The sequence below is a fragment of the Nocardia sp. NBC_00416 genome, from assembly GCF_036032445.1.
Taxonomy (GTDB): domain Bacteria; phylum Actinomycetota; class Actinomycetes; order Mycobacteriales; family Mycobacteriaceae; genus Nocardia.
In genome coordinates this window covers 4,148,114-4,162,726 of sequence record NZ_CP107932.1, presented here as the reverse complement: position 1 = coordinate 4,162,726, position 14,613 = coordinate 4,148,114, and the positions used below count along the sequence as shown (strand labels likewise).

General features: G+C 68.9%; 13 protein-coding genes. 8 read left to right on the top strand and 5 right to left on the bottom strand.

The features are described from left to right. Window positions 1–166: 166 nt before the first annotated feature. The 3 genes from OG804_RS17745 to OG804_RS17735 all read right to left on the bottom strand — a co-directional run bounded on the left by OG804_RS17745 (window position 167) and on the right by OG804_RS17735 (window position 3,568). Window positions 167–1,534: a lytic transglycosylase domain-containing protein gene (locus OG804_RS17745; RefSeq protein WP_328387903.1), complete on the bottom strand. Its 1,368-nt coding sequence runs from the start codon at window positions 1,532–1,534 to the stop codon at window positions 167–169. Between the two features lie 145 nt (window positions 1,535–1,679). Next, a complete protein-coding gene (locus OG804_RS17740) occupies window positions 1,680–2,273 on the bottom strand; it encodes a DUF1003 domain-containing protein (protein ID WP_442941887.1) in 594 nt (197 codons plus the stop codon). Between the two features lie 14 nt (window positions 2,274–2,287). After that, window positions 2,288–3,568, bottom strand: a complete 1,281-nt coding sequence (locus OG804_RS17735) for a magnesium transporter MgtE N-terminal domain-containing protein (protein WP_328387899.1) — start codon at window positions 3,566–3,568, stop codon at window positions 2,288–2,290. A gap of 53 nt (window positions 3,569–3,621) precedes the next feature. Between OG804_RS17735 and OG804_RS17730 the strand changes: the two genes are divergently transcribed. The 3 genes from OG804_RS17730 (at window position 3,622) to OG804_RS17720 (ending at window position 5,717) form a co-directional block, all read left to right on the top strand. Beyond that, window positions 3,622–4,566: an HpcH/HpaI aldolase/citrate lyase family protein gene (locus OG804_RS17730; protein WP_328387897.1), complete on the top strand. Its 945-nt coding sequence runs from the start codon at window positions 3,622–3,624 to the stop codon at window positions 4,564–4,566. A gap of 74 nt (window positions 4,567–4,640) precedes the next feature. Next, window positions 4,641–5,132 carry a general stress protein gene (locus OG804_RS17725; RefSeq protein WP_328387895.1) on the top strand — a complete coding sequence of 164 codons (492 nt, stop codon included), beginning with the start codon at window positions 4,641–4,643 and terminating at the stop codon, window positions 5,130–5,132. A gap of 3 nt (window positions 5,133–5,135) precedes the next feature. Continuing rightward, window positions 5,136–5,717, top strand: a complete 582-nt coding sequence (locus OG804_RS17720) for a suppressor of fused domain protein (protein WP_328387893.1) — start codon at window positions 5,136–5,138, stop codon at window positions 5,715–5,717. Window positions 5,718–5,786: 69 nt separating this feature from the next. On the opposite strand, the gene OG804_RS17715 is transcribed toward OG804_RS17720, so the two are convergent. Beyond that, window positions 5,787–6,821 carry a magnesium and cobalt transport protein CorA gene (locus OG804_RS17715; RefSeq protein ID WP_328387891.1) on the bottom strand — a complete coding sequence of 345 codons (1,035 nt, stop codon included), beginning with the start codon at window positions 6,819–6,821 and terminating at the stop codon, window positions 5,787–5,789. 146 nt (window positions 6,822–6,967) lie between these two features. Between OG804_RS17715 and OG804_RS17710 the strand changes: the two genes are divergently transcribed. From OG804_RS17710 to OG804_RS17690, 5 genes are all read left to right on the top strand, one after another. Further along, a complete protein-coding gene (locus OG804_RS17710) occupies window positions 6,968–7,822 on the top strand; it encodes a PHP domain-containing protein (RefSeq protein ID WP_328387889.1) in 855 nt (284 codons plus the stop codon). Continuing rightward, a complete protein-coding gene (locus OG804_RS17705; protein WP_328387887.1) occupies window positions 7,819–8,085 on the top strand; it encodes a hypothetical protein in 267 nt (88 codons plus the stop codon). Before OG804_RS17710 ends, OG804_RS17705 begins: the two co-directional genes overlap by 4 nt. Window positions 8,086–8,619: 534 nt before the next feature. Beyond that, window positions 8,620–9,825, top strand: coding sequence for an NAD(P)-dependent malic enzyme (locus tag OG804_RS17700; RefSeq protein WP_328398493.1), 1,206 nt, complete (start codon window positions 8,620–8,622; stop codon window positions 9,823–9,825). Between the two features lie 246 nt (window positions 9,826–10,071). Further along, window positions 10,072–10,947 carry a glycine betaine ABC transporter substrate-binding protein gene (locus OG804_RS17695; RefSeq protein ID WP_328387885.1) on the top strand — a complete coding sequence of 292 codons (876 nt, stop codon included), beginning with the start codon at window positions 10,072–10,074 and terminating at the stop codon, window positions 10,945–10,947. 214 nt (window positions 10,948–11,161) lie between these two features. Next, window positions 11,162–12,646 carry a DHA2 family efflux MFS transporter permease subunit gene (locus tag OG804_RS17690; RefSeq protein ID WP_328387883.1) on the top strand — a complete coding sequence of 495 codons (1,485 nt, stop codon included), beginning with the start codon at window positions 11,162–11,164 and terminating at the stop codon, window positions 12,644–12,646. Between the two features lie 74 nt (window positions 12,647–12,720). On the opposite strand, the gene OG804_RS17685 is transcribed toward OG804_RS17690, so the two are convergent. Then, entirely contained in the window at window positions 12,721–14,514 is a 1,794-nt protein-coding gene (locus tag OG804_RS17685; protein ID WP_328398491.1) for an AMP-dependent synthetase/ligase, read from the bottom strand. Window positions 14,515–14,613 lie beyond the last annotated feature (99 nt).

The following is a 14,613-nucleotide window of genomic DNA, read 5'->3' as shown; positions in this document are numbered from 1 at the left end:
GAGATCTGTTTGTTACTCCTCCGTGACCAATTTTTTCGCCCCCGGTCACTTCGGGGAATCCGCGGCGCCGCACGGCAACCGGGTCTGCGCGCGGCGGGGTCCGGTTGTGCGCAGACCCGGCCGCGGAGACCCGGATGGGGCAGTGCGCCCGGCGGATACTGTCCGGTCAGGCGGGTGGGGCGGGGGCCGCCGGGGTCGCGGGCGCCGCCGGCGCGGGTGCCGGTGGTGGCGCCGGAACATCGGCCGGGCCGGGCGCCGCGCCGGTGGGGGCCGCAACGATCGCGATCGGCAGCGGGACCACCAGTCCGCCGGGAAGGGTGATCGACGGCGGCGCTGCGGGTGCAGGTGCAGGCGCAGCGGGCGGCGCCTGGTTCTCGGGCTCCGCCGGAGTGGGCGCGGACGGCGCCGACTCGGCCGGGGCGGGCGCCTCCGGAGCCCGCGTGCCCGGCGCCCCGGGCGCCGAGCCGGTGGGAGCGCCCGGCTCGCCGGGCCGTTCCGGGGCCGGGACCGATTCGGGCAGCGCTTCGCCGACTTTGGGCGAGCCCGGCGCCGGCGGGCACAACAGTCCGCACGGGATGGGCGGCAGGCCGGGAATCCGGATCATCGGCGCCGGGCGCGGGGTCTGCAGCGCGAAGCTCGGCGGGGGCGGCGGGACCTCGGTCTGCGCGGCCAGCAGATCCGTCGGTCCGGGCGGGAATCCCGTGGGCAGGCTGCCCGGCGGTACCAAGCCGGGGGAAACGGGCACCGGGGCCGGACGGCCGCCGGTCCGGTAGGCCGCCGACCAGCTCAGCACCGTGGCCGCGTAGGACATCGAGTTGTTGTAGCGCAGCACCGCCCGCAGTTCCTGCTGCGGGTCGCGCAGGTTCGAACCGCCGGAGCACAGGTACTTTCCGGCGCCCAGCGCCGCGTCGAAGACATTGTGCGGATCCGCCCGGCCGTCCCCGTTGCCGTCGGCGGCGTAGTGCGACCAGGTGCCCGGCAGGAACTGCATGGGGCCCATCGCCCGGACGTACCCGCCTTCGGAGGTGCGGATCACCTCGTTGCCGGGCAGTGAGCCGTCCAGTGCCGGTCCGAAGATCGGTGGGTTGGTCGTGCCCGCGGCGTCGGTGCGCCCGTTGCTCGCGTGCCCCGATTCGATCCGCCCGATCCCGGCGAGCAGATTCCAGGTGACTCCGCAGCCGGGTGTCGAGGACTGCAGCGCCAGTTCGGCATTGCGATAGGCGGCCAGCACGATCTCCGGAATTCCGAGTGCGCCGCCGGTGCTGGGCAGGTTGATGCTCTGCGGCGGGAAGGGGCGGCCGAACGGCGATGCCCCGGCGGGACTCAGTGCGCGAAGTTTCCGCGGGCTCGTCGGCTCGACCGGCAACATTCCGAGTGTCTGGGGCAGTGCCGCTTCGGTGGTAACGCCCAGATCTCCGAGCCGACCGGCATTGGCGGCGAGCTGGGCCCCGGGAGCCTCCGGGGGTGTCGAGGACAAGGTGGTGTGGGCGGCCGAACCGCCCGCTACCAGGCCCGCCATGACCAGAGCCGACATTGCCACAGGGGTAGGTATCCGCATTCGGCTCCACCATTCCTCTATGTCACTGGTGAGCAACCGTCCCGGACATTCCCCGGACGGCGCGCTCGGGACAACGTGATCCAGGTTACCTACCGGTCAGGAGCATATTGCGGATTTCCGGTCATTCATCCGCGACAGGTGATGAAACCGAGCCTGTGATCGGCCTGTGACCGGAGGTTTTCTTGCGTTTCGGCTTCGTGGATTTGTCCGGGCCGCGCGTCGGACCGACACCCGCCGCGGTCTCGATCCGGTCGAGCGCGTCGCGGATCTCGTCCAGTTCGCGCCTCAGATAGTCACGGGTGGCGACCTCGCCCACGGCGAGGCGCAGTGCGGCCAGTTCACGCGCCAGGAACTCGGTGTCCGCCTTTGTCTGCGCGGCCCGCAGCCTGTCCTCCTCCAGCGACACCCGGTCGCGATTGTCCTGTCGGTTCTGGGCCAGCAGGATCAGCGGCGCGGCATAGGCGGCCTGGGTGGAAAACGCCAGATTCAGCAGGATGAACGGGTAGGGGTCCCAGCGCAACGCGATAACGGAGACGTTCAGCGCGATCCAGACGATCACCACCACCGTCTGGATCGCCAGATAGCGTCCGGTACCCAGGAACCGGGCGATCCGTTCACTGCCGCGCGCCAGTGCCTCGGCGTCCCAGTCGAACCGGAACCGGGACTCGACCGGGGTCTCCAGCCGCTGCCGGGCGGTGATCGCCGCCCGGCTCACGGTGCTCTTCTCCGTCACGATCGCACACCTTCGAACAGTTGCTCGTCCGCACGCCAGTCCCGCGGCAGCAGATGGTCCAGGACGTCGTCCACGCTGACCGCGCCCAGCAGATGGTTCTGCTCGTCCACGACCGGCGCGCACACCAGGTTGTAGCTGGCGAAATAGCGGGCCACCGCGGTGAGCGGCGCCTCCGGCCGCAGCGTGGTCAGATCGGTGTCCAGGATCCCGCCCACCAGATGCGCGGGCGGCTCCCGCAGCAGCTGCTGCAGGTGGACGCAGCCCATATAGCGCCCGGTCGGTGTCGCGGTCGGCGGCCGGACGACGAACACCATCGAGGCCAGTGCCGGCGTCAGATCGGGGTCGCGGACCCGCGCCAGGGCTTCCGCGATCGTGGTCGCGGGCGTCAGGATCACCGGCTCGGGTGTCATCAGGCCGCCCGCGGTGTCCGGGGAGTGCTCGAGCAAACGGCGTACCGGCTCGGACTCCTGCGGATCCATCAGCGCCAGCAGGGATTCGGCCTCGTTCTCCGGCAGACCGCCCAGCAGATCGGCGGCGTCGTCGGGATCCATGGCCTCGAGTACGTCGGCGGCGCGCCCGATCTCGAGCTTGCCCAGCAGTTCCAGCTGATCGTCCCCCGACAGTTCCTGCACCACATCGGCCAGCCGCTCGTCGTCGAGCGCGACCGCCACCTCCAGGCGCCGTTTCTCCGGCAGCTCGCGCAGCATATGCGCGACATCGGCGGCCCGCTGCCCCTCGAACTGCTCGAGCAGGGTGCTGACGTCCTGACCCGGCCGCCCCAACTCGTACGGCGTGAGCCCGTCCACCCGGGCCCAGTCCACCACGTGCACCGTGCGCCGCCGCCCGATCCGGCGGTGGCCGCGTACCGCGACCCGCGAGACCCGCCAATCCCGGGTACGGGTCAGCGTGATCCCGAGATCCACCACGAAGACGTCGACTCCGGCCAGATCCGGCAGGTCCGGATCGTCCACCCGCACCGCGGAGTCGACGATCTGTGCCATGGCCAGCAGTTCGCCGGGACGTTGCGCGAAGCGGCGCAGACTGACATTGCCGGTGTTCAGGGTCACCGAACCGGGCTCGACGGAGGTCACTCGCAGCATCGGCACGAAGATCCGCCGCCGGGTCGGCAACTCCACCACCAGGCCGTGGACACGCGGTTCCTGCCGGTCGTACCGGACGGCGACGACTACGTCGCGTACGCGGCCGATAGACTCGCCGTCCGGCCCCAGCACCGCCAGGCCGGTCAGCCTGGCGATATACACCCTGGTAGCTGCCATGGTTGCCAGGCTAGATGTTCCGGGGCCGGACCGGGCCGACCCCAGGAGAGTTGATGAAGCCGCGCCGTTCCGTGCTAGCTGTGCCGGGCAGCAACCCGAAAATGATCGTCAAGGCCAAGGGCCTGCCCGTCGACGAGGTGTTCCTCGACCTCGAGGACGCGGTCGCGCCCGACGCGAAGGCCGCGGCCCGCGCGAATATCATCGCCGCGCTCAACGACTCCGGCTGGGGCAACCAGTTGCGGGTGGTCCGGGTCAACGACTGGACGACGCAGTGGACCTACGCCGACGTGATATCGGTGGTCGACGGCGCCGGTACCGCGATCGACGCGATCCTGCTGCCGAAGGTGACCGACGGCGGCCAGGTGCGCGCACTGGATCTGCTGCTGAGTCAGCTGGAGCGGGCCAACGGCATCGAACCCGGCCGGATCGGGATCGAACCCCAGATCGAGAACGCGCTCGGCCTGCGCAATATCGACGAGATCGCCACCGCCAGCCCGCGGGTGCAGACGCTGGTCTTCGGCCCGGCCGATTTCATGGCGAGTATCAATATGCGCACCTTGGTGGTCGGTGAGCAGCCCGAGGGGTACGACACCGGCGACGCCTACCACCACATCTTGATGACCATCCTGCTCACCGCCCGCGCCCACGGCCTACAGGCTATCGACGGCCCCTACTTGCAGATCCGCGATCTCGCGGGATTCCGGCGGGCGGCCGGGCGCACCGCGGCCCTGGGCTTCGACGGCAAATGGGTGCTGCACCCGGGCCAGGTCGATGCCGCGAACGAGATCTTCAGCCCCCGGCAATCCGATTACGACCACGCCGAACTCATCCTGGAGGCCTACGCCTATCACACCTCGTCCGCGGGCGGCGCCCGTGGCGCGGTGATGCTCGGCGACGAGATGATCGACGAGGCCAGCGCCAAGATGGCGGGGGTCATCGCGGAGAAGGGCCGGGCGGCGGGGATGAGCCGGACGACGACGTTCAGTCCGCCGGAGTAGGCGCGGTGCTTTCGGCGCGCTGGGCGGCAACCCGCGCCGCCGCGGGCGCCGTCAAATAAGACAGAATGGACTTCATGACGAACCCTCTTGGAGGAACGAATCGCGGCAGACAGGGTCTGCCCACGCCCCCTTCGGGATGGCCGGTCGGTTCGTATCCGACCTATGCCGAGGCGCAGCGTGCGGTGGACTATCTGGCGGACAACCAGTTTCCGGTGCAGAACGTGACCATTGTCGGTGTCGATCTGATGCAGGTCGAGCGGGTGTTGTATCGGCTCAACTGGGGAAAGGTGATCGGTGGGGGTGTGGTGTCGGGTGCTTGGCTGGGACTTTTCCTGGGGTTGTTGCTGAGCCTTTTCACCACGAACGGAATGGCCGGTCCGCTGGTGGTGGGTTTGGTGGGCGGCATCATTTTCGGTGTCATCTCCACCACGATTCCCTACGCCGCTACTCGTGGTCAGCGTGATTTCGCGTCGACCATGCAATTGGTCGCGGGTCGTTACGACGTGCTGTGTGATCCGAAAACGGCCGAACAGGCCCGGGATATGCTCGCCCGGCTGGCCATCTAGCGGATGGACGTGATCGAGCGCGTGCGGGCCGCGGTGGTCCGCTTCTTCGGTGTGGACGCCGCCGCGGTGGATACGGCGTCGATGACGTTTCTGGGTTTGGAGCCGATCGAGATACTGCGGATCCCCGGAGACGGGGTGACCCACTATGTGACGGTGGGCGGATCGCGGCATCCGATGGGTGATCCGGGTGACCTGCACGCGGATCCGGTGCGGGGGCCACGGGCGGAATTGGTGTTGACGTTGCGGTCGGCCGCCGGGGCCGGTGCGGGGGTCGCCCGGTCGCTGGGTGTGCTGGCGGCGGCGCCCGCCGTCGAAGGTGTTGTGTTGCAAGCCGATGCGTTGCTGGATATGGGCGACCCGATCTGGCGGGACGCGCCGTTCACGGCGGTGCTGCTGGGTGCGGGGGAGATCCCGGAGATCGAATTGCCGGATCCGGCCGAGCCGGTGCGGTACTTCGCTGTGACCCCGGTGACGGCGACGGAGGCGGCCTGGGTGCGGGTGCGCGGGGCGCAGGCGCTGCGTGACGCCTGGGCCGAGGCGGGGATCGATGTGCTGGACCCCGGTCGCGGAGCGGCGTCGCTCTAGCGGCCGGCCGCGGGGCGGCGCCGCTGCGGTGGACTCCGACGCGGCAGCGAAGCGTCCGGGCGGGCCGGTTCAGAGCCAGTTGTTGCGGTGGAACATCGCCAACAGCGTGAGGCAGATTCCGAGGATGATGAGCAGCACCACCGGATAACCCCAGCTGGTCTTCAGTTCCGGCATGTGCTCGAAGTTCATTCCGTAGATTCCGGCGATCATGGTCGGCACCGCGGCGATGGCGACCCACGCCGATATCTTGCGCATATCGGTGTTCTGCTGGACGGTGATCTTGGTGAGTGCGGCGCTGATGAGTGCGCTCAGCGAATCGTCGAAATCGGTGATGCGTTCGGCGACGCCGGTGTGATGGTCGGCGACATCGCGAAGATAGCGCCGGATCTCCGGATCGAGCGGGAGTTCCTCTTTGTGCACCAGCAATTGCAGGGGCACGGCCAGCGGATTCACCGCGCGCCGCAATTCCACTACCTCGCGTTTGAGCTGATAGATCGCTTCGACGGTGATCGGGGTGCGCGGGGTGAAAACCTCTTCTTCCATCGCGTCGATATCGAATTCCACCGCCTGCACCACATCTATATAGGTATCGACGACATGGTCGGCTATGGCGTGCAGTACCGAGCCGGGGCCCAGCCGTAGGCGGTCGGGGTCGGCTTCCAGTTCACGGCGGACGACGGCCAGGGGCGAGTGTTCGCCGTGGCGGACCGCGATCACGAAATCCGGCGCGGTGAAGATCATCAGCTCGCCCGTCTCGACGATCTCGCTGACCGTATGGAGATCGTGTTCGAGGTAGGCCACCGTGCGCATGACCATCACGAGGGTGTCGTCGTAGCGTTCCAGTTTCGGCCGCTGATGGGCATGTACCGCGTCCTCGACGGCCAGGGCGTGCAGGTCGAAGGTCGCGGCCACCTCGGCCATCTGCTCGGCATCGGGGTCGTGCAGACCCAGCCAGACGAAACCGCCTTGTTCCCGCGCGGTGGCGAGGGCCTGCTCATGGGTGAACCGGCCGGGGAGACGTTCGCCGTCGACATAGACCGCGCAGTCGACGATCGCGCGTGCCGTCGGTATCCGGATATGCGGTACCGCCGGAGAGCGCCGCATCCGCCCAGGACCATGGAACGGAAGCGGTATCGAAGGCACTCGTCGATGCTACTTCGCGACAGTCTGTCCGCCCGTGGCACGCTGCCGGGCGGCGCTTCCCGGCCACCCCGGTGGCGCCGCGCCCGCGCACTGACAGACTGGACGGCGTGCGCATCGATCTGCATACCCATTCCACCGCGTCCGACGGCACCGACAGTCCGGCCGGACTGGTGCGCGAAGCGGCGGCCGCCGGGCTGGACGTGGTCGCGATCACCGATCACGACACCACCGCCGGCTGGGCTGAGGCCGCGGCGGCCCGCCCCGCGGGACTGACGCTGGTCCGGGGAATGGAGATGTCGTGCGTGGGTCGCGGTGTCGACGGCTACCCGGTCGCGGTGCACCTACTGGCCTATCTGTTCGACCCGGCCGACCGCGGCTTCGCGGCCGAACGCGAACGCTTGCGCGCCGAACGGGTGCAGCGGCTACGCGCCATGGCCGAGCTGATGGCCGCGGACGGGTTGCCGGTGGATCCCGATGCCGTCCTCGCGTCCGCCGGCCCCGCGGCGGGTCGCCCGCATCTGGCCCGCGCCCTGGTCGAGGCGGGCGTGGTGCCCTCCGTCGACGCCGCCTTCGCCGATCTGCTGTCGTCGAACGGCCGGTACTACGTCGAGAAGGCCGATACACCGTTGCGCCGGGCGGTGGAGATGATCGCCGAAGCCGGCGGGGTGAGCGTGCTCGCCCACGGCCGCGCTCGCAGTCGTGGCCGGCTCCTGGACCTGCGGGAGGTCCGCGACCTCGTCCCGTACGGGCTCGGCGGCCTGGAGGTCGATCACCCCGATCACAGCGCGTCGGATCGGACGGTGTTGCGGGAGCTGGCGCGGGAGTGCGGTCTGCTGATCACCGGTTCCTCGGACTATCACGGTGTCAACAAGACCATCGGCCTCGGCGACTGCACGACCGAACCGGACCAGTTCGAGAAATTGGTGGGCAGATCGGCCGGCGTACCGGTGCTCGCGTCATGAGACTGATCCGCGGGATCAGCGGAATCGTCGCGGCCGGACTCGTGCTGCTGGCGGTGGTGGTGGTCGGCGCGGCGCTGATCGGCGACCGGCGCGGCTTTCCCGGACCCGGCGCGGAATCGGTGGTCGCGCATATCGCCGTCGCGGTGATAGCCGTTGTCGCACAGGTGTATTCGGATCGAACGCGTGGCGCGATGAGCCTCGGCGCGGCAGCGGTGCCGCCGGTCGCCGGTGCGATCCTGCTGTGGACTCAGTGGTGGTGTTGACGGCAGCCCGCCGCACCGCCCGCGCCCGGGGGCGCGGGGTTCACACGGCGCCGCCGCGATCCTGAGCTGTCTCACCCCGGCATGGCGGCGGTCGCGAGTTCTCCCTTACGGGAAGGTAATGCTCACGGCATACGCTCATGTCGTGGTGTCCGATACGCGAAATCCGCGGCGTCCGGTTTGGCGAACGACCAGGGACCTGGCACAATGTTGCGGATTCCCGATCGTTGCCACCGCCGGGTCGGGGATATCCGGCGCCCGCCGCTACGCGACGCACCGTCGCGGCCGGAAATGGACGCCTGTCGAGTTCTGCCGGACCAACCCGTCCGAAACCCATCCGGACCGTCGCTGCCCGAAATCAGCGCCCACGCCCATCGCCTCGTGTCCGGGGTTCGACGGATCGTCCGGGTCATGGCACCACTGGAAACATCCTGGTCGCGCCACCGATGAACGATATGACGCAGATAACACCAAATACCCGGCGGTAACCGTCCACCGGTTACGACCGCAACCAGCAGGAGTGAAATCGTGTCCTCTGTGACTGACGCACCGAATGCCACCGCCAGCAAAGATGAGGTCGAAGATCTCTCGGCGATCACTCACGAGGAGATCTTCGCGGGTCACCTCGGCGGCAAGCTCTCGGTCGAGCTCAGCTCGCCGCTGGCCACCCAGCGCGACCTATCGATCGCCTACACCCCGGGTGTGGCGCAGGTCAGTCGTGCGATCGCCGAAGACGAGACACTGGCCAAACGCTACACCTGGACCGACCGGCTGGTCGTCGTGGTCAGCGACGGCTCCGCGGTGCTGGGCCTCGGCGATATCGGCCCCCGCGCGTCCCTGCCCGTCATGGAAGGCAAGTCGGCGCTGTTCAAGAAGTTCGCCGGGCTGGACTCCATTCCGATCGTGCTCGACACCAAAGACGTCGACGAGATCGTCGAAACCCTCATCCGCCTCCGGCCGAGCTTCGGCGCGGTGAACCTGGAGGACATCTCCGCCCCCCGCTGCTTCGAAATCGAGAAGCGCGTGATCGAGGCGCTGGATTGCCCGGTCATGCACGACGACCAGCACGGCACCGCGATCGTGGTGCTGGCCGCCCTCAACGGCGCCGCCCAGGTCCAGGGCCGGGCGACCTCCGGTCTGAAGGTGGTCGTGTCCGGCGCCGGCGCCGCCGGCGTCGCCTGCACGAACATCCTGCTGGCCGCGGGCATCGCCGATGTCACGGTGCTGGACTCGAAGGGCATTGTCAGCCGGGACCGCACCGACCTGAACGCGGTGAAGGCCGACCTCGCCCAGCGCACCAACCCGCGTGGTCTCACCGGCACCGCGGCCGACGCGCTGACCGGCGCCGACGTTTTCCTGGGCCTGTCCGCGGGCACCATCGGCGAGGAGCTCATCGCCTCGATGGCGCCGGAGGCGATCGTGTTCGCCATGTCCAACCCGGACCCGGAGATCCACCCCGACGTGGCCCGTAAGTACGCCGGGATCGTCGCGACCGGGCGTAGCGACTTCCCGAACCAGATCAACAATGTGCTCGCCTTCCCCGGCGTGTTCAAAGGCGCGCTCGACGCGGGCGCCCGGCGCATCACCGAGGGCATGAAGATCGCCGCCGCCAACGCCATCCTGGGCGTGGTGGCCGACGAGCTCGCCGTCGACAAGATCGTCCCCAGCCCGCTCGACCCCCGGGTCGCGCCCGCGGTCGCCGATGCGGTCGCCGCGGCCGCCCGCGCGGAGGGCGTCGCCTGATAGATCGTGCCGCCTTACCCGGGCGGTAACCGCAACTACAGCACTCGGCCCGCACCCTGGGTCGGGTGCTGTAGTTTTCGGCGCGCTCGGTCGTCGCGTGGCCACCGGCGCGTCCCGGCCTCGCGGGGTGGACGGCTCCGGTTGTGGAGTGCGGCGGTAGATTCTGGGGCTGTCGGGTGCTCGGTTTCGGGTGCGGGGGGCTGGTTATGGAAGTGGGTGTCTCGCGCGATGGTGCTGACCGCGTCGATGCGTATCGTAGGGCGGGCGCTGGTGCCGGTTCTCGCTCTTCTCGCAGTCTCCTGTGGCAGGGACGACGGTCCGGAGCCGCTGGTAGTGGGGGCACAGGGGTCGGCGCAGTCGCGGGTGCTGGCCGAGATCTACGCGCAGGCGTTGGCGCGGACCGGGGCGGCGGTGCGGGTCGAGCCGGGGTTGCGGGATCGGGCGGAGGTGTTCGCGGCGCTGGACGCGGGAACCGTCGCGGTGGCCGCCGACCACAACGGCGCGCTGCTCGGCGTGCTGAACACCGGAGCCGAGGCCGCGACCACCGATGACGTGACCGAAGAGCTGAACGGTTCGCTGCCGGAGGGCACGATCACTTCCGACCCGGCCGACGGAGCCGATTTCGAACCCCGGGTGCTGATCACCGCCGCCCTGGCCGAACAGCGCGGCATCGATTCGGTGCAGGACCTGCTCGCCCAGTGTCCGTCGCTGATCGCGGGGACCGCGGTGGTGCCGGGCCTGTTCGACCTGCCCCCGGTGGCCGGGGAGATCTCCGGGTGCGCGTTCGGTGCGACCCAGGTCTTCACCGATCCGGTGGAATTGCGCCGCGCTCTCGTGGACGGCCGGATCCAGGCCGCCGCGCTGGGCGGGCCCGCCGAATTCCTGCCCGGGGGCGCCGACGGTCTGCGGGTGCTCGCCGACTCCGGGGACGCGATCCGGGCGGAGAACCCGCTCGCCCTCGTGCGTAAGGGCGCGCTCGACGATGTCGAGTTGGAGAAGCTCAACTATGTGGCCGGGGAGCTCACCACCGACGAACTCGGGGCGCTGGTGCTGCGGGTGCGCGACGAATCCGCCGATCCCGCGGAGCTGGCCCGCACCTGGCTGGACGCACACGGTCTATAGGGCGGACTAGGATCGGTCCGATATGCCCGGAATGTTGGCGGGGCCGGTGGCGTCGTATCGATAGTCCGGAGTGACCACGGCATGAGCAGGCTGCGGCTTCCCGTGCGCCGTCCCCACGGTGAGCCGGTAGTCACCAGGCGGTGCGTTCGTGTGACGCACCGCGACAGATCCACGAACCGGCGCAACGGGCGCCGCTCGGACAGGAACGGAAGCTATGCCCACTCAACGTAATCCGTGGTTCGCACTGGGTGCACTGGTCGTCGGATTCTTCATGATCCTGCTCGATGTGACCATCGTGGCAGTCGCCAATCCGGCGATCATGACCGGTCTGGGGGCCGATATCTCCCAGGTCATCTGGGTGACGAGCGCCTATCTGCTCACCTACGCGGTGCCGTTGCTGATCACCGGGCGGCTCGGGGACCGATTCGGGCCGAAGAACATCTATCTGATCGGCCTGACGGTGTTCACCCTGGCCTCGCTGTGGTGCGGGTTGTCCGGCAATATCGAGACCCTGATCGCCGCGCGGGCCGTGCAGGGCCTGGGGGCCGCGCTGATGACGCCGCAGACGATGGCGGTGATCACCCGCACCTTCCCGCCGGACGGACGTGGCGCGGCCATGGGCATGTGGGGCGCGGTCGCCGGCCTGGCGACGCTGATCGGACCCATTCTGGGTGGCGTGCTGGTCGACGGTCTGGGCTGGGAGTGGATCTTCATCGTCAATGTGCCGGTGGGTGTGATCGCCTTCGCGCTCGCGGTGTGGCTGGTGCCGTCGCTGCCGACCAATGAGCACAAATTCGATCTGGTGGGCGTCGTGCTCAGCGCGGTGGGCATGTTCCTGCTGGTGTTCGGCATCCAGGAGGGCAACACCAGCGATTGGTCGGGAAAGATCTGGGCGATGATCGCGGCCGGGATCGTGGTGCTGGCGGTGTTCGTGGCGACGCAGGCGCGCGGCAAGGGCGAACCGTTGCTGCCGCTGCCGCTGTTCCGCGACCGCAACTTCTCGCTGTCGAATCTGGCCATCGCCAGTATGGGTGCGGCCGTCACCGCGGTCATGGTGCCGCTCTACTTCTACCTGCAGGCCGTGCACGGGATGACGCCGACCAGGTCGGCGCTGGTGCTGGCCCCGATGGCCATCATCACCGGTTTCGCCGCGCCGGTGATCGGCAAACTGTCGGGTCGTTTCCATCCGCGGCTCATCCCGACCATCGGTTTCCTGCTGTTCGCCGTGTCGATCTTCTGGTTCGCCCTGGTCATGCGGGATCCGCACGCGAACATCGCTTGGCTGGTCGTGGCGGGTGCGGTCGCCGGTGCGTCCAATGCCTGTATCTGGGCGCCGCTGGCCACCACAGCGACCCACAACCTGCCCATCGCGCAGGCCGGCGCGGGGGCGGGCGTCTACAACACCACCCGGCAGGTCGGATCGGTGTTGGGCAGTGCGGCGATCAGCGCGCTGATCGCGGCGCGGATGAGCGCGGCGGGGCTGGGCGACGCACCGGCCGGTGAGGGCATGGGCGGCGGGCAGGTTCCCGAACAGGTGCGGCAGGCGTTCAGTACCGCGTTGAGCCAGGCCACCTATCTGCCGGCCGCGCTGCTGCTGATCGGCGTGGTCGCCTCGGCGCTGTTCATCCGCAACACTTCCGCCTCCCCGACGGCCGGATCCGCGGCGGCGTCGGCCAAGGAGGATTCGCTGGCCGGATAGGCGGTGGCCGCTACCGGAAACGAAGGTGGCCCGGGTCGGCACAAGGCCGGCCCGGGCCACCGCGTTCCGGCGGATCAGCTGTAGATCTTGTCCACCTCGTTGGCGTACTGCTTCATGACCACGGCGCGTTTCAGCGACATCTTCGGGGTCAGCTCGCCGGTCTCCTGGGTCCAGTCCACGGTCAGGATGTTGATCTTCTTGATCTGCTCGGCCTTGGAGACCTTCTTGTTGGCCTCGGCGACCGCGGCCTCTACTTCGGCGACCAGAACCGGGTTCTCGACCAGGTCGGCGATGGCGATATCGGCGGAAACGCCGTTGCGTTCCTTCCAGCCGGGCAGCGCCTCCGGATCGAGCGTGATCAGCGCGCCGATGAACGGCTTCCCGTCACCGACCACCATCACCTGGCCGATCAGCGGATGCGCCCGCAGCTGGTCCTCCATCGGGGCGGGGGACACGTTCTTGCCGCCCGCGGTGACCAGGATTTCCTTCTTGCGGCCGGTGATGGTGATGAAGCCGTCGGCGTCGATGGCGCCCAGATCGCCGGTCTTGAACCAGCCGTCCACGAAGGCGTCCGCGGTCGCGTCGTCATTGCCCCAATAGCCGCCGAAGACCACCGGGCCGCGCAGCAGCAGTTCGCCGTCCTCGCCGATCTTGGCGCCGTGGCCCTCGAGCGGACGGCCCACCGACCCCACGCGGATGTGTTCCGGGGTGTTGACGGCGACGGCGGCCGTGGTCTCGGTCAGGCCGTAGCCCTCGAAGATGGTCACACCGACACCGCGGAAGAAGTGGCCGAGCCGGGCGCCCAGCGGGCCACCGCCGGAGACCGCGGCCTGACAGTTACCGCCGAGCGCGGCGCGCAGTTTCCCGTAGACGAGTTTGTCGAACAGGGCGTGCCGGGCGCGCAGCACCAGACCCGGTTTACCTCTGCCCAGGGCCTCGCTGTACTCGATCGCGGTGGCCGCGGCGACATCGAAGATCTTGCCCTTGCCCTCGTCGTGCGCCTTCTGCTCAGCAGCGTTGAACACCTTCTCGAAGACCCGCGGGACCGACAGTACGAAGTCCGGCCGGTGCTCGGCGAACTGCTGTACCAGGGTGCTCCAGTCGGAGGTGTGGGCGACGGTCACCCTGGCGTCGAACGCGGCCAGGCTCACGGCGCGGGCGAACACATGCGCCAGCGGCAGGAACATCAGCGTCTTCTTGCCGGGGGTCAGGAACGAGGCCAGCGCGATGCGGTCGGCCCGGGACTCGGCGTACAGATTGGCGTGGCTGAGCATGACGCCCTTGGGCCGGCCCGTCGTCCCGGAGGTGTAGATCAGGGTGGCCGGCGAAGCCGCGGCCACCTGGGTCCGCCGCTCGTGCACGGCCTGGTCGTCCAGGTCCGCGCCGCGCCGGACCAGCTCGTCGATCGCGCCCGACTCGAATTGCAGGGTTTCGCGCAACGTGGGCAGTTCGGCCGGATCGATCTCCTCGATCACGCCGCGGTGTTTGTCGTTCTCGACGACGAGCAGCGCGGTCGCCGAATCCTGCAGGATCCAGCGGGCCTGTTCGGCGGAGGAGCTGTCATAGATGGCGACGGTGCATCCGCCGGCCGCCCATACGGCGAAATCGAGCAGGGTCCATTCGTAGCGCGTGCCGGCCATGATGGCGACCCGGTCACCGAGTTCGATCCCCGAGGCGATCAAACCCTTGGCCACCTCGGTGACGGCCTGCGCGAACTCCGCGGCCCGTACATCGCGCCAGCCGCCCCGGCCGTCGGGGACGTTGAACATCACCGCGGCGGGAGATTCCTTCGCGTGCCGGAACACGTTGTCGGAATTGTTCGCGTCCTCCGGGATTGTGTAGGAAGCCGGGGCTTCGAACTCGCGCATCATTGCCTTTCCCTGTTTGCCAACTCGTCGGTAATTTACGCCACCGGATCCGGCCGAGGCGCAGGCCACCGGTAAAAGCCCAGCATCTCACGCCGCGAT

Excerpts from the sequence above, each read along its gene's own strand:
- OG804_RS17745 (WP_328387903.1), bottom strand. The coding sequence starts at position 1,534 with ATGTCGGCTCTGGTCATGGCGGGCCTGGTAGCGGGCGGTTCGGCCGCC.
- OG804_RS17735 (WP_328387899.1), bottom strand. The coding sequence starts at position 3,568 with ATGGCAGCTACCAGGGTGTATATCGCCAGGCTGACCGGCCTGGCGGTG.
- OG804_RS17730 (WP_328387897.1), top strand. The coding sequence starts at position 3,622 with ATGAAGCCGCGCCGTTCCGTGCTAGCTGTGCCGGGCAGCAACCCGAAA.
- OG804_RS17725 (WP_328387895.1), top strand. The coding sequence starts at position 4,641 with ATGACGAACCCTCTTGGAGGAACGAATCGCGGCAGACAGGGTCTGCCC.
- OG804_RS17720 (WP_328387893.1), top strand. The coding sequence starts at position 5,136 with ATGGACGTGATCGAGCGCGTGCGGGCCGCGGTGGTCCGCTTCTTCGGT.
- OG804_RS17715 (WP_328387891.1), bottom strand. The coding sequence starts at position 6,821 with ATGCGGCGCTCTCCGGCGGTACCGCATATCCGGATACCGACGGCACGC.
- OG804_RS17705 (WP_328387887.1), top strand. The coding sequence starts at position 7,819 with ATGAGACTGATCCGCGGGATCAGCGGAATCGTCGCGGCCGGACTCGTG.
- OG804_RS17695 (WP_328387885.1), top strand. The coding sequence starts at position 10,072 with ATGCGTATCGTAGGGCGGGCGCTGGTGCCGGTTCTCGCTCTTCTCGCA.
- OG804_RS17690 (WP_328387883.1), top strand. The coding sequence starts at position 11,162 with ATGCCCACTCAACGTAATCCGTGGTTCGCACTGGGTGCACTGGTCGTC.
- OG804_RS17685 (WP_328398491.1), bottom strand. The coding sequence starts at position 14,514 with ATGCGCGAGTTCGAAGCCCCGGCTTCCTACACAATCCCGGAGGACGCG.